The sequence below is a fragment of the Actinoplanes subglobosus genome (assembly GCF_042650585.1).
Taxonomy (GTDB): Bacteria; Actinomycetota; Actinomycetes; order Mycobacteriales; family Micromonosporaceae; genus Actinoplanes; species Actinoplanes subglobosus.
This window is the reverse complement of the sequence record NZ_JBHSBL010000007.1, coordinates 31,322-51,122: the sequence shown is the minus strand read 5'-3', so window position 1 is coordinate 51,122 and position 19,801 is coordinate 31,322. Positions and strand designations below refer to the sequence as shown.

The 19,801-nt window shown below is 71.4% G+C and carries 17 protein-coding genes; 11 read left to right on the top strand and 6 right to left on the bottom strand.

Annotation, left to right across the window (positions count from 1 at the left end; all coding sequences use genetic code 11):
* Positions 1-25: 25 nt before the first annotated feature.
* Positions 26-796 carry an IclR family transcriptional regulator gene (locus tag ACFO0C_RS09140; protein WP_378066129.1) on the bottom strand — a complete coding sequence of 257 codons (771 nt, stop codon included), beginning with the start codon at positions 794-796 and terminating at the stop codon, positions 26-28.
* Positions 797-851: 55 nt separating this feature from the next.
* Between ACFO0C_RS09140 and ACFO0C_RS09135 the strand changes: the two genes are divergently transcribed.
* Complete coding sequence (locus ACFO0C_RS09135; RefSeq protein ID WP_378066128.1) at positions 852-1,556, top strand: ThuA domain-containing protein; 705 nt, start codon at positions 852-854, stop codon at positions 1,554-1,556.
* A complete protein-coding gene (locus ACFO0C_RS09130) occupies positions 1,526-2,638 on the top strand; it encodes a Gfo/Idh/MocA family protein (protein WP_378066127.1) in 1,113 nt (370 codons plus the stop codon). Before ACFO0C_RS09135 ends, ACFO0C_RS09130 begins: the two co-directional genes overlap by 31 nt.
* Here the strand turns inward: ACFO0C_RS09130 and ACFO0C_RS09125 are convergent.
* On the bottom strand, positions 2,635-3,972 hold the full coding sequence (locus tag ACFO0C_RS09125; protein ID WP_378066126.1) for a caspase, EACC1-associated type: 1,338 nt from the start codon (positions 3,970-3,972) through the stop codon (positions 2,635-2,637). The two genes, ACFO0C_RS09130 and ACFO0C_RS09125, sit on opposite strands and share 4 nt — an antisense overlap.
* A complete protein-coding gene (locus ACFO0C_RS09120) occupies positions 3,972-4,406 on the bottom strand; it encodes an effector-associated constant component EACC1 (RefSeq protein WP_378066125.1) in 435 nt (144 codons plus the stop codon). Before ACFO0C_RS09120 ends, ACFO0C_RS09125 begins: the two co-directional genes overlap by 1 nt.
* 132 nt (positions 4,407-4,538) lie before the next feature.
* Between ACFO0C_RS09120 and ACFO0C_RS09115 the strand changes: the two genes are divergently transcribed.
* The 3 genes from ACFO0C_RS09115 (at position 4,539) to ACFO0C_RS09105 (ending at position 9,540) form a co-directional block, all read left to right on the top strand.
* Positions 4,539-6,284, top strand: coding sequence for a putative baseplate assembly protein (locus tag ACFO0C_RS09115; RefSeq protein ID WP_378066124.1), 1,746 nt, complete (start codon positions 4,539-4,541; stop codon positions 6,282-6,284).
* Between the two features lie 233 nt (positions 6,285-6,517).
* Positions 6,518-7,252, top strand: a complete 735-nt coding sequence (locus ACFO0C_RS09110; protein ID WP_378066123.1) for a hypothetical protein — start codon at positions 6,518-6,520, stop codon at positions 7,250-7,252.
* Positions 7,252-9,540, top strand: coding sequence for a hypothetical protein (locus ACFO0C_RS09105; protein ID WP_378066122.1), 2,289 nt, complete (start codon positions 7,252-7,254; stop codon positions 9,538-9,540). Before ACFO0C_RS09110 ends, ACFO0C_RS09105 begins: the two co-directional genes overlap by 1 nt.
* Positions 9,541-9,599: 59 nt before the next feature.
* Here ACFO0C_RS09105 and ACFO0C_RS09100 read toward each other — a convergent pair whose 3' ends face one another.
* A complete protein-coding gene (locus ACFO0C_RS09100; protein WP_378066121.1) occupies positions 9,600-10,772 on the bottom strand; it encodes an RNA-guided endonuclease InsQ/TnpB family protein in 1,173 nt (390 codons plus the stop codon).
* A gap of 158 nt (positions 10,773-10,930) precedes the next feature.
* Between ACFO0C_RS09100 and ACFO0C_RS09095 the strand changes: the two genes are divergently transcribed.
* The 5 genes from ACFO0C_RS09095 to ACFO0C_RS09075 are packed head-to-tail and all read left to right on the top strand — an operon-like array spanning position 10,931 to position 16,330.
* Positions 10,931-12,658 carry a hypothetical protein gene (locus tag ACFO0C_RS09095; RefSeq protein ID WP_378066120.1) on the top strand — a complete coding sequence of 576 codons (1,728 nt, stop codon included), beginning with the start codon at positions 10,931-10,933 and terminating at the stop codon, positions 12,656-12,658.
* 50 nt (positions 12,659-12,708) lie between these two features.
* Positions 12,709-13,383 carry a vWA domain-containing protein gene (locus ACFO0C_RS09090; protein WP_378066119.1) on the top strand — a complete coding sequence of 225 codons (675 nt, stop codon included), beginning with the start codon at positions 12,709-12,711 and terminating at the stop codon, positions 13,381-13,383.
* Between the two features lie 2 nt (positions 13,384-13,385).
* Positions 13,386-14,561 carry a protein phosphatase 2C domain-containing protein gene (locus ACFO0C_RS09085; RefSeq protein ID WP_378066118.1) on the top strand — a complete coding sequence of 392 codons (1,176 nt, stop codon included), beginning with the start codon at positions 13,386-13,388 and terminating at the stop codon, positions 14,559-14,561.
* Between the two features lie 4 nt (positions 14,562-14,565).
* Positions 14,566-15,606 carry a hypothetical protein gene (locus ACFO0C_RS09080; RefSeq protein ID WP_378066117.1) on the top strand — a complete coding sequence of 347 codons (1,041 nt, stop codon included), beginning with the start codon at positions 14,566-14,568 and terminating at the stop codon, positions 15,604-15,606.
* Positions 15,607-15,643: 37 nt separating this feature from the next.
* Complete coding sequence (locus ACFO0C_RS09075; RefSeq protein WP_378066116.1) at positions 15,644-16,330, top strand: Crp/Fnr family transcriptional regulator; 687 nt, start codon at positions 15,644-15,646, stop codon at positions 16,328-16,330.
* Between the two features lie 3 nt (positions 16,331-16,333).
* Here ACFO0C_RS09075 and ACFO0C_RS09070 read toward each other — a convergent pair whose 3' ends face one another.
* Together ACFO0C_RS09070 and ACFO0C_RS09065 are read right to left on the bottom strand one after the other, a co-directional pair.
* On the bottom strand, positions 16,334-17,857 hold the full coding sequence (locus ACFO0C_RS09070; RefSeq protein ID WP_378066115.1) for a hypothetical protein: 1,524 nt from the start codon (positions 17,855-17,857) through the stop codon (positions 16,334-16,336).
* A gap of 88 nt (positions 17,858-17,945) precedes the next feature.
* Entirely contained in the window at positions 17,946-18,941 is a 996-nt protein-coding gene (locus ACFO0C_RS09065) for a phage tail protein (RefSeq protein WP_378066114.1), read from the bottom strand.
* Positions 18,942-19,186: 245 nt separating this feature from the next.
* Here ACFO0C_RS09065 and ACFO0C_RS09060 point away from each other — a divergent pair, with 245 nt between their 5' ends.
* Positions 19,187-19,801: a PilZ domain-containing protein gene (locus tag ACFO0C_RS09060; RefSeq protein ID WP_378066113.1), complete on the top strand. Its 615-nt coding sequence runs from the start codon at positions 19,187-19,189 to the stop codon at positions 19,799-19,801.

Genomic DNA, 19,801 nt, shown 5'->3' with positions numbered 1-19,801 from the left:
TTCGATGAGATTGCGGGCCGCCGGACTACCGGCGCGCGGCGCGGAACCCCATCCGGGCCGACAGGGTCGCCGCGCCCTCACGCACCAGCCCCGTCCACTCCGCCGGCGACTGCGGGGTCCAGCGGATCATCGGCGCCGACAGGCTCATCGCGGCGACGACAGCGCCGGAATGGTCCCGGATTCCCGCGGCGACGCAGCGCATCGCCACGTCCGACTCGCCCACGTCGACCGCGACCCCCTCGGCCCGGACACGGTCCAGGTGGTCCCGCAACCGGTCCGGATCGGTGATGCTCGCCGGCGTCATGCCGGTCAGCGGGCCATGCGACAACGCCGCGTTCAGGCCGGCCCGGTCGAGGCCGGCCAGCAGGACCTTGCCGACCGCCGTGCAGTGGGCCGGCAGCCGCAGCCCCACCCCGGAGACCATCCGCACCGGGTGCGTGCTGTCCACCTTGACCAGGTAGACGACCTCGGCACCGTCGAGCACGGCGACATGCACCGCCTCGTCACACGCGGCGGCCACGTCCCGCGCGACGCTCTGCGCCTCCCGGACCAGGTCGAGCCGCCCGGCGAACGCCGAGCCGAGCTGGAACACCGGCATGCCGAGCCGGTACCGCACCGGCTGGCCCGGGACGGCGACCAGGTACGAGCGCTCCACCAGCGTGACCAGCAGCTCGTGCACGGTCGTCCGGGGCAGGTCCAGCCGCTCGATCACCTCACGGGCCGACATCTCCGGCCGGTCCAGGAACAGTTCCAGGATGTCGAGCGCGCGGATGACCGCCGGCACCACACGAGCCACGTCGATAGTCCTTTCGATCTCGCCCCACAGGCTAGCGCTCTGGTAATCGTGGTGGATGGGCAAAGCTCTCGTGGTCCGCGGCGGCTGGGAAGGCCACCGTCCGGTCGAGGCCACCGAAACGTTCCTCCCGTTCCTGACCGCCCACGGCTTCGAAGTCCGCGTCTCCGAGTCGACGGCGATCTATGCCGACCGCGCCGTCATGGCCGAAACCGATCTGATCGTGCAGTGCGTGACGATGTCGTCGATCGAGCGGGACGAACTGGCCGGGCTGCGGGCCGCGGTGGAGGCCGGCACCGGGTTCACCGGCTGGCACGGTGGCATCGCCGACTCGTTCCGCGCCTCGTCGGACTATCTGCAGCTGGTCGGTGGACAGTTCGCCACCCATCCCGGCAAGGAGCCGGGCTGCCGGGCCGGCGACGAGACCGACAACTTCCTGACCCACACCGTCGCCGTCACCGCGCTCGGCCGCGAGCATCCGATCACCGCCGGTCTGACCGATTTCGAGCTGACCACCGAGCAGTACTGGGTGCTGCACGACGACCTCGTCGACGTCCTCGCCACGACCACCCACCCCGTGCGGCCGTGGCATCCGTGGCACCGGCCGATCACCTCGCCGGCCGTCTGGACCCGGCAGTGGGGCGAGGGCCGGATCGTCGTCACGACACCGGGGCACAGCCTCGACGTTCTTGCGAACCCGTCCGTCCGTACCGTGATCGAAAGGGGCATGCTGTGGGCGAGCCGCACCGGATCGGCATCGTAGGGACCGGCTGGATCTCCGGCGCCTACCTGGAGACCCTGCGCGGCCATCCCGCGGTGACCATCGCGGCGGTCGCCGATCTCGACGCCACGCGTGCCGCGGCGGTCGCCGCCGGCCTCCCCGGCTGCCGCGCGCTCCCGGCCGACGATCTGCTGAGCGACGACTCCCTCGCGACGATCCTCAACCTCACCGTCCCGGCCGCGCACGCGGAGATCGCTTCATTGGCGATCAAAAACGGCCATCAGGTGTACGGGGAGAAGCCGCTGACCTCCGACATGCCCACCGCCCGAGCCCTGATGGAGCAGGCCGGCGCACGCGGGATCGCCGTCGGCTGCGCCCCCGACACGGTCCTGGGAACCGGCGTGCAGACCGCCCGCGCGGCCGTCGACGCCGGGCTGATCGGCCGTCCACTGTCGGCGGTCGCGGTGCTGGCGACACCGGGTCACGAGCGCTGGCACCATCATCCCGACTTCTACTACCGCCCCGGTGGCGGCCCACTGCTCGACATGGGCCCGTACTACCTGACCGCCCTGATCCACCTGCTCGGCCCGATCGTCGCCGTCACCGGCGCGGCATCCCGGCAGCGACCGTCCCGGGTGATCGGTTCCGGTCCTCGCGCGGGCGAGCGGATCCCCGTCGACGTCGACACCCACGTGACCGGGGTCCTGCATCACGCGAGCGGCGCCCTGTCCACGATCACGACGAGTTTCGACGCGGTCCGCACCACCGCCGCGCCGATCGAGGTCCACGGCGAGACCGGCACGCTCGCGGTCCCCGACCCCAATCGTTTCGACGGCGACGTCCGCCTGGCGACCCTGACCACCCCCGGCTGGCAGACCCTGCCGCCGTCGGCGGGTTACGCCGAGGCGTCCCGCGGAATCGGCCTGCTCGACATGCTGACGTCTCCGTCCCCGCGAGCGTCCGGCACCGTGGCCCTGCACGTCCTGGACGCCATGACGTCGCTGCTGCACTCCGCCGCCGAGGGCCGCCGCATCGACCTGACCACCACCGTCGACCGCCCGGCTCCGGTCCCCCTCACCCCCGCCACGAGCTGGCGTGGCCTCCATCAGCCCCGCGACCTCTAGGATCGCCCGGCCCCGGGTGCCGGTAGCCCGGCCTGCCGGTCGGCGCCTATCACCGACCAGGGCCGGCCGGCCCGGCTGACGAGGCGCCGGTAGACGGCGCGTGCCTCGTCGTACCGTCCGGCCGCGCGCATGGCGTCGCCGGCTTCCAGCGCGAGGCCGGGGTCGTCGAGGGCGACGAGCGCCCGGCGATAGTGGGCGAGCCCGGCCGTCACGGTTGCCGGATCGCCGCACAGCCGGCGCCCGAGTTCCCGGGCCGCGGCCGACGACCACCGCGGGTCGTCCAGTTCGACGGCCCGCCGCCACGACTCTGCGGCATGGTCCGGTTCACCCATGGCCGCCAGCCGGACACCGCGCCGGTAGGCGGCCTCGGCCGCCCAGCGCGGGTCGCCGCTCGCCAGGACCCGGTCGTACGCGCGCACGGCCGTCGCGTCGTCGCCGTCGGCGGTGGCGAGCTCACCGAGCCGGAGAGCCGCCAGTGTGCCCCAGCCACTGTCGTGTTCGCTCAGCCGCCGTAGCGCCCGCACCGCGGACACACGATCGGCCGATTCCAGGCGGAGAGCCGCTTTCAGCTGGTCGGCGACCAGGTTCGACCCGGTGACGGAGCCACCGGTCCGGGGGGTGCGGCCGAGGGCCACCAGGCCGGCGAGCCGGTTGTGATAGGTCGGCCGGATCGCCCCCTCGGCGGCCATCCGCTCGTGCACGTAGTCGTAGAGGTCGCTGAGCAGCAGATGACCGTCCCGCCCCCGGGCCGCCCCGCGGAGCCCGGCGACCAGATGCCCGGTGAACTGGCTGGTTCGGCCGGGCGCGACCGCGTCGCGGCTGGGCCGGTCCGGCTGCGAGCTGGTGAGTGCGGCGACACCGCTGCCGTCGAACACCCGTACCGGCGACGGGCCCTTGAACCGATAGTTGCCGGAGTTGCAGCAGTCGAGCACGACGATCGTGGCGGAAGCGCGGCTGGCCTGCATCTGACCGGCCAGGTCGGCAGCGCTCAGCGTGGTGCTCCGGATGGCCCGGCGGGTGGTGTCACGGGCGCACAGGTACAGCTCGCCGTCCTCCTCCCGCCATCCGTGACCCGAGTAGAAGACCAGCAGCTGGTCACCGGGCCGGCCGGCGTCGAGGAAGACCTCGATCTCCTCGCGCATGGGCGAGATCTCCAGGTCGCGGCGCACCATCACGTCCTCGGCGCGGTGCAGGCCGTACTCCCGATCGGTCAGAGCCTCCCGCAGGCGCTCCACGTCGGCCGGCGGACCGGCGAGTCCGGGCAGCTGAACCGGCTCCCGGGGGAACTCGCTGTTGCCGAGCAGGAGTGCGCGGTAGCGGCGGCCGGGCGTCATCACCCCTCGGCGACGGGCAGAGCGGACGGCTCCTCGCCGGCCGTCTCCTCAGCACCGTCCGGCCGGCCGAGGGCGGCGACCAGGGCGGCCCGCATGGCGCTGTCGCTGAGCCCTTCGCCCACGACCCGCACGGTGCGTTCGGTCGCCCCTTCGCCGACGGTCAGCGTCAATCGCCGGGTACTGCGCCCGTTCAGCCAGTTGAGTAGCACGGTGGTGGCGGCTCCGATGGTGCCGGAGGCGCCGAGCGCCAGGATGATCTCGGTGGCCAGGCCTTTCTCACCGGCCCCCGGTGGTAGCTCGCGATGCCGGACGTCCAGGTCGTACGCCCGGAGACGGCGCACGAGCTCACGGCCCTGCTCACCCCACTGCCAGTCGCCCGGCTCCACGGTCGTGTCCTCCGGGATCACGACCACCGGTTGGACTGAATCGGACATCGCATCCCACCCACTGTCGACGGATCCAACATCTGCGTGCTTACATCATCTGCGGGTGACTATCCCTGTCCCGTCGGTGATGCGACAGGATCTCTTCGGACCGGACTTTCCTCCCCAAAAGGTGGATAACGGATGATCGATCGATGGCCCCTCTTCGATGATCGCCGCTTTCCCGATCTCGTCGAGCAGGCACGCGCCGAGCTCCGGCGGCGACTCGCCGACTCCGGCACCGACCGTCCGATCAGCACCGAGGAGGACGCCGTCCTGGCGTCGGCGGCCCTGCTCGTCGACCATCTGCACGACCGGCTCGGCTCGCTCGCCGACGGCCTGCGCGGACCGCTGCTGGACCTGATCGGACTCCGGCCGCGCGGGCCGCACGCCGCGCGGGCCTCGGTGCGGTTCACCTTCGGGACCCCGCTCACCGGCACACTGGAGATCCCGGCCGGCACCGGGATCGGGCCGCCGTCGTTCACCCTGGCCCAGACCCTGCGGGTGGTCCCCAACCGGGTCCTGCGCACTTTCGAGGACCGGGGCGACGTGTACACCGGTCTCGCCGGGACGATCGACCGGACCGCCGTGGAGCTGACCGGTGTGGTGGGCGCCCGCGCCGCCGAGGCCTGGGACGGCCGGGACTGGCTGCCGTGCCGGCTGCGGCCCGCGCCGGGTGAGACGCTGTGCCTGGAGCCGGCGCCGGGCCACGTCCGGCACGACCTGGACGGGCTCGAAGCGGCCTGGCTCCGGTTCCCCGGCGCTTCCGCCCCCGGTGACGTCGACGTGCGCACGGTGGCCGCGGAGGCTCTCGCCGTGCACGCCCACCGCATCGCCGAGGAGCCGCTCGGCATCAGCGACGGCACCGCCGGCCAGGGTTTCCGTCTGCGCGAACGCCCGGCCGTCGTGCCCGGCCACGACCCGGTGGTGGAGACCTCCACGGCGGACGGCTGGCAGACCTGGCGGACGGTCGAGTCGTTCGGCGGCACCCGGCCCGGTGACCACCACGTCCGCTTCGACGTCACGGGCGGCGAGGTCGTCTTTCCGCCCTCCGTGCCGGCCGCCGACGGATCGCGGTCGCCGATCGGCGCCGTGCCGCCGGCCGGCTCGCTGGTTCGCGTCCGCGGATACTGGACCGGCGGCGGCGCGGCGGGCAACGTCCCGGCCGGATCCCTGCGTGAGCTCGGCGCGGACCTTCCGGGGGTGCGCGTGGACAACCCGGCGCCGGCGCGGGGCGGCAGCGACGCCGAGAGCGAGACCGAGCTCTGGCGACGCGCTCCCGGACTGCTCAGGGCGGGTGATCGCGCGGTCACCGCGGCCGACCACGAGGAACTCGCCCGCCGCGCGGACCCGTCGCTGGGCCGGGTCCGCTGTGTCGCCGATCAGGATTCGGGCACCGTGCAGGTGCTGCTGGTGGCGACGCCGCCGAGTGGCCGGGAGCTCCGGCCGTCGGCCGACGACCTCCGGCCGTCCACGACGACCTTCGAGGCCGTGCGGGATCACCTCGACGAGCGGCGGCTGCTCACCACCCGGCTGCATGTGATGCCGCCGCACTATCAGGGCGTCACGGTGGACGCCGAGATCCGTCCGGTCGCCGGCGCCGATCCCGCCGAGGTTCGCGATCGGGCCGAGCGGGCCCTGTACGCCTTCCTGCACCCGCTGACCGGCGGGGAGCACGGCACGGGCTGGCCGTTCGGTGAGGCGGTGCACGAGTCCACCGTCAAGAAACTGCTGTTCACCCTGCCCGGGGTTCAGGACTGCGTCCACATCGGGCTGTCCCCGGTGGATCCGTCGGGCAACACGCCCGGGGTCGCCCGGACGATCATTCCCCTCCTCCGGACGGCCCTGCCGCTCTCGGTCGGTCATCGGATCAAAGTCACCCTCGGGTGACGCGCGACACCAAAAGGGACGGACGCTACCCAACGAGGCGGAGGGCGGCAATCAACCGATCATGCTCTGCGTTGTGTTCGTGTAGCTGAGAGCAACTCGGACATCGGCAACCTACGTTGAGACGGCGCCGAGCCCCGGAAGATTCGGACAGCTTGCCACTTGGCCTGTTCATCGGGGGGCGCACTGCACACAGTGCTATCCGACATGGTCATCCTCACCCGGGGAGCATCCGCATGCCCGAACCGGCCTTCCATGCAATTGCGCTCGTCGATATCGAAGGCTTCGGTGCCCGACCCAATCCCGTGCAGAAACAGGTACGGGAGGATCTCTACCGGATCGTCCGCACCGCACTCGCCGAAGCCGGCTTCGACCCGTCCCGGGTCGCCCAGGAGGACCGGGGCGACGGCATCCTCATGATCGACCCGGACGCCTCCGTGCTGAGCTGGGTGGGAGACTTCGTCCACCGGCTCAACCTCGGCCTGGCCGAGAAGGCCCGCACCACCGCCCCGATCGCCCGGATCCGGCTGCGCGTGGCGGTCCACCACGGACTGTGCGAGCACGACGGCGAGGGGTGGGTCGGCGCCGCCGTGAACACCACCGCCCGGCTCGTCGATGCGCTTCCGCTCAAGGAGGCGCTGGCCGCCGCCGAACAGGCGCATCTCGCCCTGATCGTCTCGCGTCAGGTGTTCGACGACGTCATCCGCCACGACTACCGCTCGGTCGACTCGTCCACCTTCGAGCAGGTCGCGATCAACGCCAAGGAACTGCGTGACGAGATCGCCTGGATCCACGTGCCGGGCTACACGTACCCGCCCGGTGTGACCGCCGCGGTCACGCCTCCGCCGGAGCCCCCGAAGCCGAAGAAGGCCAAGAAGCCCAAGCCCTCGCCGGGCGGCTTCACCTTCAATGGCCCGGTCGAGCACAACGGGGACAACGTCATCACCAAGATCGTCAAAGGCGGTCGATAGTGACGCCGCCCGATCCGCCTCCGGCCGCGCCGGCAGCCGCACCGGCGCCGGCTCCCGCCGCCGGCTCGGCACCCGCGCCCGGTGGCCCGGCCCCGGCGCCGGCGCCGGCCACACCGGACCCTGGCGGCGCCTCGTCCGCGCCGGAACAGGCCGCGCCGAAGCCGGCCCCGCCGGACGTCACACCGGACGGGGAGCTCAAGACCACCGTCGACTCCTCCGACCCGCAGGCCGCCCAGGTGGACGGCCGGGCCGGGCGGCAACGCCAGCGCAACATGGAGAACGCCCGGCTCAAGATCGTCGGTGACATGGTCGCCGGCAACAAGACGGTGTTCACGCTCGGCGACGAACAGCCCGCCCCGCTGCAGACGCTCGGCGCGCTGATGAGCGAACCGGTCCGGCGGGCCTTCGTCGAGCCGGACGGCTGGGCGGGCGTACGTAAGGCGATCGGTGACAAGCGGGTGATCGTCCTGCGCGCCCAGCCCGGTCACGGCAAGTCCGCGGCCGCGATCCGCCTCCTGCAGTCACCGCCCGACCGGCGGATCTTCAACATCGACCGCAACGTGGACCTGCGCCGGCTGGGCCACTGGCTGGAGACCGACGCCAAGAGCGACGACCCGCTGCCGCGCTCCTCCGGCTTCCTGCTCTGCGAGCCCCTCGCCTGGGGCGACCTGCCCTCCTGGGTGCTCGACAAGCTGGAGACCACGCTCCACGACATCGACGCCCGGCTGATCATCACGATCACCGCCGACGCCGCGGCGGCCGACGCCGACCTGATGCGATACGTGGTCACCCTGCCCGCTCCGCGGGACCAGTCGGTCGTGCTGACGGCCCACCTGTCCTGGCAGCTGCGCAAGCCGACGGACGCCACCGAGAAGCTGCTCGCCGACCCGGAACTCGCCGAGTTCACCGGGCAGGTCTTCGCCGCCGACCGATCCATGAAGGCGGCCGCCGACCTCGCCCAGATGATCGGTCTGAACCTGGACGGCGCCACCGTCGACATCACGCGGCTACGGCAACGGTGGGCCGAACGCGCCACCGAGGACTTCGAGATCTGGTTCGGCGGGCTGCCGGACGTGCCCACCCGGTGCCTGGCCATCGCGCTCGCGGTGCTCAACGGACTGCCCTTCGAGATGGTCGTCTTCGCCGCCGACTGCCTCGCCGAGATGCTCGACGGCCCGCACGAGGGTGCCGACGGCGGCAACCCGCGCCCGCCGTGGCGCGATCCGTTCACCACCACCCGGGTCGAGCTGCTGCGCCTGTTGCGCGCCCAGGTGTCCACCGCGACGGTCCGCGGCCCGTTCGGCAACGCGCCGGCCGAGGTCATGGAGTACGTGGCGAAGGACTACGCCCGGGACGTACTGAGCCGGGTCTGGTGCGAGTACCGGATCCAGCGGCCGCTGCTCAACTGGCTCCAGCTGCTCGCCGAGAACAAGTCCGAGGAGGTCCGCATCTGGGCCGGCACCGCGCTGGGCCTGTTCGCCACGCATTCGTTCGACTTCGTCTACCGGCTCGCCCTGGCGCCGATGGGCGCCAGCGAGAAGTTCTGGCTGCGTGACGTGGCGGCCAACGCGCTGAGCCTGCCCGCCGAGGACCCGCGGATGCGGCCGCTGGTGGAAGCGGTCGTCGCCGGCTGGTACCACAACGCGGGCAACCGGGCCGGGCAGGCCACCGCCGCCCGGGTGTGGGGTGTCGCACTCGGCCCGCACGACCCCGACCGGGCGCTCAACGCCCTGGAGCGGCTGACCACCGTCGACGACCGCCGGGTGGCCCGCGGCATCGGCGACAGCATGGCCGACCTGCTGCTGGCCGACGAGGACGGCAACGCCGCCCGGGTGCTGCGCCGGGTCGGCAGCTGGCTGCACGACGACCGCCGGCTGCTCAGCGGCGCCTTCGTCTTCCTCTGGCTGGCCGAGAACCTGACCGCCGAGGCGGAGGGCGAGGCGACGTGGCCCTGGCTGCTGCGGGCCGCGGACCGCGATCACCGCGGCCGGACCCGCGATCAGCTGCTCAAGATGTGGCACCGGGTGCTGCTGTCCGGTCTGCTCGCCGTCACCGCGGGCCGGGCGCTGGCCCGCTGGGCCGACCTGGCCGAGGCCGACGAGAACGTGCGCACCGCCTTCGCCCGGATGCTGGCCGCGCTGCCCAGCTCGATCGGCTGGGCCGATCCCGTCGAACTCAACCTCCGCGCCCATCTCACCCAATGGCGGGATCCGGAGAACCTGCAGCCCAAGACACTCACCGCGTACGCCGTCGAAGCCGAACTCGCCAAGAGGAACGGGTCCAGTTGACATCTCCCCGCATTGAAGGGACGGGGATTCCACTGGGTCGCCCCAGAGTCGTTCCTGTTTCATCGCCGACTGCCCGCCCGGGAGGTGTTTCCCCGTTGAGGTCCTCTGTCAGCTCCACAGGCCGTCACCGCCAGCCCGGCGGCCAGAATGTTACGGGCCGCGTTCACGTCCCGATCATGCTCGGTACCGCAGCCGGTGCAGATCCACTCCCGCACCGACAGCGACATCTTCTCCGCCCGGACCCCGCACACCGAACACAGGCGGGTCGAGGGGTACCAGCGCGGCACCGCGATCAACGTCCGCCCGTACTCGGCGGCTTTGTATTCCAGGAGGGTCCGGAACGTGCCCCACGAGGCGTCGCTGATCGCCCGCGCCAGCGTGTGGTTGCGGAGCATGTTGGTCACGGCGAGGTCCTCGATCACGAGCACTTGGTTATCGCGCACGAGCCGAGTCGTCACCTGATGCCACATGTCCCGGCGCCGGTCGGCGACCCGGGCATGCACCCGTGCCACCCGCAGCCGCGCCTTCTCCCTGTTACAGGAGTCCTTCTCCTTCCGCGCCAGGATCCGCTGCGCCCGCGCCAGGGCGGCACGTTCGCGACGTTCCTGCCGTGGGTTATCGACCGGTTCGCCGTCCGACAGGGTCAGCAGGCGGTTGAGGCCGGCGTCGATCCCGACCGCCGCCGTGGAGCCCGAGGCGGCAGGAACGGGCCGCTTGACGCGCAGCGAGACGAACCAGCGGCCGGCACGGTCCTGCGACACCGTCACCGTCGACGGCACCACACCATCCGGCAACGGCCGCGACCACACCACATCCAACGGTGTGTCCATCAGCTTCGCCAGCCGCAACTCACCATCACGGTAGGTGAACCCACTACCGGTGAACTCCGCCGACCGCGACGAGTGCTTCCTCGACTTGAACCGCGGATACCGCGCCTGGCCGGCGAAGAAGTTCTGGTAGGCGGCGTCGAGATGCCGCAGTGTCTGCTGCAACGGCACACACGACACCTCATTCAGAAACGCGAAGTCGGGCGCCTGCTTCCACCCGGTCAGCAACGACGACGTCGCACCGTAACCCAACGTCTCCTGCCGCTGCTGCCAGGCGTCACGCCGGGCCTGCAACCCCAGGTTGTAGACCAGCCGCACACACCCGAACGTCCGCGTCAACAGAACGGCCTGCTCAGCAGTGGGGTAGAAGCGGTACCGGTACCCGCGTTCCACGCCCTCGACCATCCACAGAGGATAGAACACCCGTACGAACACCTGAGCGCTGGGGTGGCCGCCCTGACACCGATCCCCCTGCATGGCGGATCGGCTATACCTGTCCTGCTCCGCAGGGCATCTCGTCTCCTCCCCGGCCCGAAGGCCGGAATATCCACGGAAGGACTCTGATGACCAACTCCGTGCCACTCGTGCTCAGCCAGACCCCGGTCCAGGGCTTCTTCCGTCCGGAGCCGAACCGTGACCCCAACGTCGCCGTCGTGTACGCGACCGCCTCCGGTGAGCTGGTCTACTACTCCGGGCGTACCCGATCGTTCGGTCAGCGTTTCCTCAGCGAGTGCCGGACCCGCTACGACGTGGACCTGAGCGACCACCGCCGGACCGCCGAACTGGCCAGCAAACCGCTGCGCACCCGGGACGGCCACCACTTCATCGCCACGATCGACGTGGCGTTCAAGGTGCACGACCCGTGCGAGATCGTCCGCCGCAACATCCGGGACGCGCTTCCCGTCGTCTACACCTATCTCGTCCGGGTCCTCGAGTCGATCACGTCCCGGTTCGACGTCGACAACCCGAGCGCCGCGGAACGCGCCATCCAGAGCGAGTTCCTGAACCCGGCGGCGCTGCCCGACGGCATCACCGTCTTCGAGGTGACGCCGCGGCTGCGGCCCGACGACGCGACCGCCGAGTACTTCCGGACCCGCCGCGACGCCCGGCGGGCCCTGAACACCGACGCCGACCAGCACCTGGTCGACATGCAGCGCGAACGGCAACGCCAGGAGCGGGAGGCGGCGATGCAGGCGGCGAAACTCGCCGCGCAGGAGAAGGAACGCGCCGCCCTCGCCGCCCGTGGGCTCACCGCCGCCGACATGGCCCGGGAGCATCTGATCCGGCACCCGGAGGACACCGAGAAGGTCACCGCCATGCTGCTGGAACACGAGCGGGCCGCGATGCAGGTGCAGGACGCGCACAGCGTACGCACCACCGAGTTCATCAAGTTCATGATGGACAACGGCGTGGTGCCGCCCGGGCAGTTCCAGCCGTTCGTCCAGGCGGCCGCACAGGCCTACCAGCTGGCCCCGACGGCGCCGCCGAGCATCGGGCCGGGCGCCTGGAACCAGCCGCCGGTGCTGCCGGCCGGGAACCCCGGGAACCAGCCGGCACCGGCCGGGCCGGGGACGGAGCAACCGCCGGTGGTGCTGGAGCAGGACCCGCACACCAAGGTGTGGTCACCCGCCGACGGCGTGCAGCCGGTGTATCTGCTGGTCGACGAGTCGACCGAGGCCGCGCCCTACCTCGACGACCTCGGCGACGGCCTGCAACGGCTGCTGGACGGCCTGCGCCGGGTGCCCGCGATCGCCCCGACCATCCGCATCTCGGTACTCGGGTTCGCCGACCAGGTGGCGCCACGGCTCTCGATGGCCGCCGTCGACGCGGGCACGTCCGCGCCGTGGTTGACCTCCCGCGGGCCGGCCGGCTGGGCCAACGCGTTCGAGACCCTGTACGGCCGGATCGGTCCCGACGTCGACTCGCTCAAGAGCCAGGGCATCACCGTACGGCGGCCGCTGGTCTTCCTGCTCGCCGCGGCGCCGCCGGCCGACGAGGGGCTCTGGCAGACCCCGTACAGCCGGCTGACCGACCCGGCGACCCACCGGTACGCGCCGCAGATCGTGGCCTGCGGGGTGGGCGGCGCGACCAGCCGGCACATCGCGTCGATCGCCACGAAACCCGAGTTCGGGTACGTCGCGGCAGCCGAAGCCGACGTCCACCGCGCGATCGGCGAGTTCTGGGACGCGTTGACCCGGTGCCTGATCACCTACGGCCGGTCGCTGCTCGACGGCAGGCCCGACCTCGAGTTCCCGATGCCCCCGCACTTCCGGGTGGCCACCGCTTCCTGACCGTCGTCCCATCCCGATCCGGCTGACGCCGGGGAGAGCGAGTCACTGAAATGGCAGGAAACTCCGGGAACCTGCTCCCGGTCTACATGGTCGCCGACGAGTCCTACTCGATGAGCAACTACATCGGCAACCTCAACGACGGTCTGGCTCAGCTGCACGGCGCCCTGATGGGCGAGCCGATGGCCGCGGCCAAGGTGCGCTTCACGATCCTCGGGTTCTCCAACGACGTGCAGCTGCGCCTGGCCATGGCCGACCTGCGGCACGAGGACAAGCTGCCACAGCTGATGGCGCGCACGCAGACGGCGTACGGCAAGGTCTTCGAAGATCTCCGGGCCCGCATCCCGGCCGATGTCGCCTCCCTCAAGGGCCAGGGTTACACCGTGCACCGCCCGGCGGTGTTCTTCCTCAGCGACGGCCAGCCGACCGACGGCGACGGCTGGCGCAGGACCCGTGATCAACTGGTCGACCGCAACCTCACGACGGCCGCGCCGAACATCATCGCGTGCGGCATCGGCGACGTGCACCCGCAGACCATGCTGGACGTGGCGACGCAGACGGACTACGCGTTCGTGTCGACCGGCAGCGACCTGGGCGCGGAGATCGCCAAGTTCTGTGCGGCGCTGACCAAGAGCATCGTGAAGTCGGGCCGGACCGTCGGGTCGGCGCAGCCGGAGCTCGTCGTCGAACGCCCGCAGAACTTCAAGATGGCGATCGACGTGGTCTGACGATGCCCAACGTCGTACAGCGACTCATAGGTTGGTTCTTCTACCGCGACGAGGAGGACGAGGCCCGGCGCCGCACGTGGCAGCCTCCGGGCCCGTCCTCCGACGGCTACCCGCAGGAGAACCGCGGCAACGTCTACGGCGGTCAACAACGGGTGACCCGGGAAGGTGTTCACGACGTGCAACCGGACCAGCAACGCGCCCCGGTCATCGAGGACCGGGGGCGCACACCCGAGCAGCAGGTCCCGGCCGACCCACCGGCGCCCTCACCACGTCGCAAGGCGCCGCCCGCGCCGCCGCCCGACCCCACCCCGTGGGATCCGCCGGTCGTGGGCAGGCCGATCCCGTGGTTCCGGCCGAAACCGCCGAACGCCGAGGCCTACCGTCCCGACTACGTCGCGGACGGCTGGAGCACCCCGCACTTCACGATCCGGGTCGCCTCGGCACGCGGATACGCCCATCGGTACACCGGCGACCCCCGGCAGGACGACGTCGCCGTCGCCTGGCACCGGCCCACCGGGGCGGTGCTGTTCGCGGTCGCCGACGGCGTCGGCAACGCCCCGCTGTCACACATCGGGGCGACGTCCGCCTGCCGGGCCGCGATCGGTTACATGACGGCCGGGCTGAACTCGCCCGAGGAGGCGGTGGACTGGTCCGAGCTGTTGCAGAGCGCCGCATGGCAGGTGTGCGAGCAGGCCCGGATCTCCCTGGGGCTGTCCCGGATCGACAAGGCCGCGGCGGAGGAGCAGATGGCCACCACCCTGGTGGCGGGCTGTGTGATGCCCGAGGCGGACGGCGCCAAGGTGACCTTCGTGCAGGCCGGCGACTCCAGCGCGTGGATGCTGAACCCACGGGAACGCCGGTACCGCTGCCTCGCGCCGACCAAGTACCGCCGGGGCGAGGAGGTCGTCAGCAACGCGGTCGTCGCCCTGCCCCGGGTTCCGTCGAACAGCGTGCGGTCCGGGTCGGTGCTGCCCGGCGAGATCCTGCTGGTCGGCACCGACGGATTCGGCGACGCGCTGGGCGACGGCGAGAATGCGGTCGGCGACCACTTCGTCAGGACGTTGAGCGAGGTGCCGCCGGTGCTGAAGTTCGCCAACGACCTCGACTTCTCGTTCGAGACCTGGGACGACGACCGGACCCTGTTCGCGCTCTGGCCGCACCACCCCGCGGGCAGGTGACCGGGTGATCGGCAACGACGTCCATCATCTGCCGCGCCCGGTGCTGGAGCCGCTGGTCCGGGTGGGCGAGGGTGGCCAGGGTGTCGTCTACTTCACCGACCGCATCCGCATCAACAAGATCTGGTCGGCCGCGTACAAGGAGTATCTGCCGGGGACGAAATTCGATCCGCAGGTCATGCGGCAGATGGTCGCCTACGTCCCGTCGCTGGATGCGGCCGACGGCCGCTGGCTCTGCGAGAACACGGCCTGGCCGGCCGCGGTCGTGCTGAACGGCAGCCAGGTCAGCGGATTCCTGATGCGCCGTATCCCGGACCGGTTCCGGATGCCCTGGGGCGACAACGGCGCGACGGCGCCCGCCGCCCTGCAGTACCTCCTCAACCCCCAGACCTACCTCAACCGCAAGGGCATCCACATCGACGGGCGGGTCCGTCTCGAACTGCTCGAAGCGATCGCGGACGTCATGGCCCGGCTGCACAGTCTCGACATCGTGGTCGGGGACCTGTCACCGAACAACCTGCTCGTCGACATCAGGAACCCGGCCTGCTTCTTCATCGACTGCGACGCGATGCGGTTGCGCGGCCAGGACGTCCTCGACCAGGTGGAGACACCGGAGTGGGGGGTACGGGGCAACCGTCACGAGCCGATCGCGACGCCGGCCAGCGACTCGTACAAGTTCGGGCTGCTCGCGGCACGGCTCTTCGCCCAGGACCAGATGGGGCAGGACCTCACCGCCCTCGCCGGCGTGTCGAGCGAGCTGGGTGTGCTGGCCCGGCGCAGCCTGGACGCCGACTCGACGCGGCGCCCGTCGATGGGCGACTGGCTGGGAACACTGCGGACCGCCCGGATCGGCGCGCCCGTGCCGTCGCCACGGCGGACCGTGCGGGCCACCCCGCCGCCCGCGGCCACGACGGCGCCGTCTGTCATCCGGGTCCCGGCGCCGCAGCCGGCGGTCCCCGACCGTCCGGTGCGGGCCGCGGTGATCAAGGGGGTCACCGCCCTGACCATCCTGGTGCTCGTGATCACGCTGATAGCTCAACTGGTCTGAGCGTTCCTCGGGTCGACTTCGGACATACGATGGGGCGATGACGCTCGGCCACCCCCGGGAGTTGTTCTGGCACTCGTTGCGCCAGGATCAGCGCGACACCCTGATGACGATGGGCACCCGCCTGCGGTTCGGTCCCGACGAGGTGCTGGTTCGCGAGAGCGACTCCTCCACCTTCGCGTTCGTGCTGCTCAAGGGCTGTGTCAAGGTCTCCGCGATCGGCCGGCACGGCTACCAGGCGATCCTCGGCCTGCGCGACGCGGGCGAGCTGGTCGGTGAGTTGGCGGGCGCGGACGGCGGTCTGCGCTCGGCGACCCTCACCGCCATGACCGACGTGGAGGCCCTACGGCTGCCGGCCGCCCAGTTCGGGCCGTTCGTCCGGTCCGACCCCGAGGTGGCCGCGATGCTACGGCGTACGCTGTCGGCCCGCCTCCGGGAGGCGGACCTCTCCCGGGCCGCGGCCGGCGCCGAATCGGCCCGGCAGCGGCTGGCGGCGCTGCTGCTTCATCTGGGTCAGCGGTACGGCGACGCGCAACCGGGCGGCGAGATCGTCATCAACCTCGCCCTGTCCCAGCACGATCTCGCCGGCCTGGCCCTGACCTCACACCGCTCGCTGGGCCGGCTCCTGGCCGATCTGCGCCGCGACAACCTGGTCGTCACCGGACGCCGGCGGGTGGTGCTGATCGGCATCGCCGAACTGACCGAGCTGGCCGACGACGGTACGTAGGGCTCAGATGTTCTGATACTCGAAGGTCTGATGACCGTACTGCGGGCCGACCACGTTCCAGATCTTGACGAAGTCCTTCTTGGCCTGGGTGGACTTGACCGACTCCTGGTCTCCGCGTTTGCGGTCCGGGCCGTTGAGCACCGACTTCCCGCAGCCCTTCTTGATGAGTTTCTGCCCCCAGCCCCGGTAGGCCTCGTCGGCCGCCTTGGAGTGCCGGAACGCCTCCACGAGCCGGCCTTTCATCTCGGCGCCGTCGTCGACGTCGGTGACCACCAGCGCGTTCGCGGCCGCGTACGAACGCTGCCGGGCCTCCGCGGCCGCGCCGAGGTCGGACACCGACTTCTTGAGGCTCCTGCACTTGGAGAGATTGCCGATCGCGGTCTTGACCTTGGTGCGCACCGGCGCCGAGGAGTCGAGCAGCGCGGCGATCCCGTCGGCCTGGGCCTGCGCCTGCGCCCGGTCGTCGGCGGCGACGGCCTCGGCCACCTGGCCGAGCCACGACTCGATCTGCTGCGTGTGGGTGACACCGTAGCCGAGCAGGCACGCGACGACCGCGAACTTGGCCAGGCGCCGCCGCCGGCGACGGTTGAACCACGGCGTCCGGACGGCGACCGGCGCGTACACCGGCGGCGCTTTCGGCGCCACCCGCGTCCGGCTCGGCTTCGGAGCCGGTGGCGCCACCGGCTCACCGAGCGCACCCCGGGCGGCCCGCAGCTGTTTCTCCCATTTCGCGAGGTCCGGGCGTCGGGACACGGATCCGCTCAGCCCCTGGACGGCCAGGGCGTGCACACCCGCGCCGGCCCGGCGCAGCGCCGCCGCATCGGTGGTGCTCTGGTCACCGGCGAACAGTCGGACACAGAGCAGCACGAACTTGTAGACGTCGCTGTCCTTGGCGGCCATCGCGCCGTCCTCGGAGAGCGCCTCCCAGTCGGTGGTCTCGACCTGCGGCAGCACGGTACGCCCGTTCAGCTGCATCGCGTCGCAGTCGATGAAGTGGCACAGGGGTTTCCCCGCCCGGCTGAACAGCAGGTTGTTCGGTGAGAGGTCACCGACCGTCAATCCGAGCCGGTGGAACAGCCGCAGGGTGCCGGCGATGTCGGCCAGCAGGTCGAGACGGAACCGGTCGTCGACGCGGATGTCGACCCGGTCGAGGTAGTCGGACCGGTTGAGCAGCAGCTGGGTCTGGCCGAGGCGGTTCTGCCGCTGGCCGTCGGGGAGTTTCAGCGTGGTGTGGAAGCGCCCCGGAACCAGCGGCATGGTGAACCCGCTGACCCGCCCGTCGTCGGTGACCGTGTCGCGGGGCCAGGCGGCCGCGGCGAGCAGGTCGCGCCGGTCCCGTTCGGACAGGCCGGCCGGCAACCCGATCATGTCGGTGAGCACGCCGGCGTCGAGGTCGGCGAGAGCGTCGCCGGAGTAGGCCTTGTAGACCAGCGACGGCGACCGCGGCAGCGCGTACACCGTTCCCTGTCCGCCGGCGCCGAGTTCCTCACCCAGCGGACCAAGGCTCGCCAGCGTCACCAGGCCCATCGAGAGCTTCCTTCCGTCTGTTCGATCGCTACCGCACAGTGGCCGGTGACGGGCGTGGTCACCAGGCCAGATGGCGAACAGGCCCCGATCAGTCGAGGTGATCCGCCGCCGACACCCGATAGGTGGCACCGACCGGCAGCGCCGACCGGATGACCTCGTCCAGGCCGTCGAGCCGTTCTCCGGCACCGAGCCGTTCTCCAGCGCCGAGCCGTTCTCCAGCACCGAGCCGTTCTCCAGCACCGAGCCGTTCTCCGGCACCGAGCCGTTCTCCGGTGCCGAGCCGGACGATCACCGGGGCTGCCGGCTGCCGGGCGGGCGTCTGCGGGACCGCGGACCAGGTGGTCGCACCCGGGTCGATCACCTCGGCACCGACGCCGTAACGCAACTCGATCAGGTCGGCGAGACCACGGGCGGTGCCCCGCCGCCGATAGCAGCCGATCAGCCCGGCGAGCAGCCGGCGGCCGTGCCGGTCGTCGAGCAACTGCGGACTGTCGACGCCGAGCGCCCGGTACATCCAGGCCAGGACGTCGGCGGGCGCGACATCGGCGGAGAGCAGCACCGGGAGCTGCTCGGCGAACGCCGCGACCGGCGCCGCGACGGCGTCCACCGCTTCCACCATGGCCGGGAACACCCCGGATCGGACCGGCACGGGAGCGGTCCGGCTCAGTGCGGTGTGGACCGGGGCGGCCCCGGACATCAGCTCACGCGCGGCGTCACTGATCACGAGGCGGACGTCGGCCTCGCCCTCCGCGGGCACCTCCGCCAGCGATCGGGCCGCCGTCACCGCGTCACCGAACCAGCCCCTGCCGTCGTGGTGACACATACCGACGTCCAGGCCGAGACCCAGTCGGAGCCGCTCCGGCCGCACCGCCCGGCCGTCGGCCAGGTCCTGCACGAAACCGCCGCCAAGCCGTCCGATCGCGGTCGGCGGCAGAAGGATCAGCAGGGCGTCACCCGAACGCGCGTGCTCGGCCTCCGACCGCTCCAGTCCGGACACCCGGAGCACATCGTCTTTCAGATCACCCCATGGCGGCGAGCCAGGCTCGGCGACGACCGCCAGCACCGCCCGGTACGTGTCTGCCACATGTCCGATCCTGGTGTCCTTGTCCGTCCGACACCACTGACCGTACGTGCAGTCCTCAATGACCGCTTTCCGCAGGGATCGGCTGGTCCGGCCGGAGCGACGAGGCCAGGCGGCCGCCGGTTCGCCGCGCGGCCGGACCCTGATCGTCGCCTGACGCGCTGACCTGCACATGAGCGGCCGTTCGCGACGGTACCGTCGCTGAGGAGAGGCTCCGGCCGCGATCCGTACGCCAGAAAGATCCGACAATGGCCAAGACCACCGAGGAACCGCAGCCGTGGACCGCCCCGACCGCCAGTGCGTCGCTCGGCGGCGGCCCGGCCCGGGCCTGCCGGGTCACCCGGGAAAGTGACGGCACGCTCCGGCTGAGCCTCACCGGATTCGCCATGATCGGTGTCGACGTGGCCCTGCTCTGGACGCAGAACGGCACCGGTTTCAGCATCGTGGGCACGGTGGTTCCCCCACCCGCCGGTGCCATGCCCGGCGTGTACATGCGGGTGGACACGACGGTGGGCGCCGTCGACCGGCGACGCTCACGGCGCGTGTCCGTGCAGGTGCCGGTCGTGCTGATCCTGCCCTCGGGTCAGATGTTCCCCGGCCTGGCGATCGACCTGTCGCTGGGCGGAGCGCGCGTCATCGTCGATCTGGACGTCGACGACCTCGGCGAGGAGGCACTGATCGATCTGGTCGACGGCCTGGCCCCCGGCGAGTCGGTCACCCTCGAGGTGTTGCTGCCCGACGGCCCCGCGGACCTCGAATGTCACGTCCGCGGCAGCGACGAGCTCGGTGACGTCCGCCTGCTCTTCGTGGACGTCGCCGCCGAGGTCCGCGAACGGCTCGACGCCTTCCAGAGGACCCAGTGA

Bases quoted from the DNA above. Each gene is read 5' to 3' on its own strand.
- ACFO0C_RS09135 (WP_378066128.1), top strand. From the start codon at position 852: ATGGGCAAAGCTCTCGTGGTCCGCGGCGGCTGGGAAGGCCACCGTCCG.
- ACFO0C_RS09075 (WP_378066116.1), top strand. From the start codon at position 15,644: ATGACGCTCGGCCACCCCCGGGAGTTGTTCTGGCACTCGTTGCGCCAG.
- ACFO0C_RS09085 (WP_378066118.1), top strand. From the start codon at position 13,386: ATGCCCAACGTCGTACAGCGACTCATAGGTTGGTTCTTCTACCGCGAC.
- ACFO0C_RS09060 (WP_378066113.1), top strand. From the start codon at position 19,187: ATGGCCAAGACCACCGAGGAACCGCAGCCGTGGACCGCCCCGACCGCC.
- ACFO0C_RS09090 (WP_378066119.1), top strand. From the start codon at position 12,709: ATGGCAGGAAACTCCGGGAACCTGCTCCCGGTCTACATGGTCGCCGAC.
- ACFO0C_RS09070 (WP_378066115.1), bottom strand. From the start codon at position 17,857: ATGGGCCTGGTGACGCTGGCGAGCCTTGGTCCGCTGGGTGAGGAACTC.
- ACFO0C_RS09125 (WP_378066126.1), bottom strand. From the start codon at position 3,972: ATGACGCCCGGCCGCCGCTACCGCGCACTCCTGCTCGGCAACAGCGAG.
- ACFO0C_RS09095 (WP_378066120.1), top strand. From the start codon at position 10,931: ATGACCAACTCCGTGCCACTCGTGCTCAGCCAGACCCCGGTCCAGGGC.
- ACFO0C_RS09110 (WP_378066123.1), top strand. From the start codon at position 6,518: ATGCCCGAACCGGCCTTCCATGCAATTGCGCTCGTCGATATCGAAGGC.
- ACFO0C_RS09115 (WP_378066124.1), top strand. From the start codon at position 4,539: ATGATCGATCGATGGCCCCTCTTCGATGATCGCCGCTTTCCCGATCTC.
- ACFO0C_RS09120 (WP_378066125.1), bottom strand. From the start codon at position 4,406: ATGTCCGATTCAGTCCAACCGGTGGTCGTGATCCCGGAGGACACGACC.
- ACFO0C_RS09100 (WP_378066121.1), bottom strand. From the start codon at position 10,772: ATGGTCGAGGGCGTGGAACGCGGGTACCGGTACCGCTTCTACCCCACT.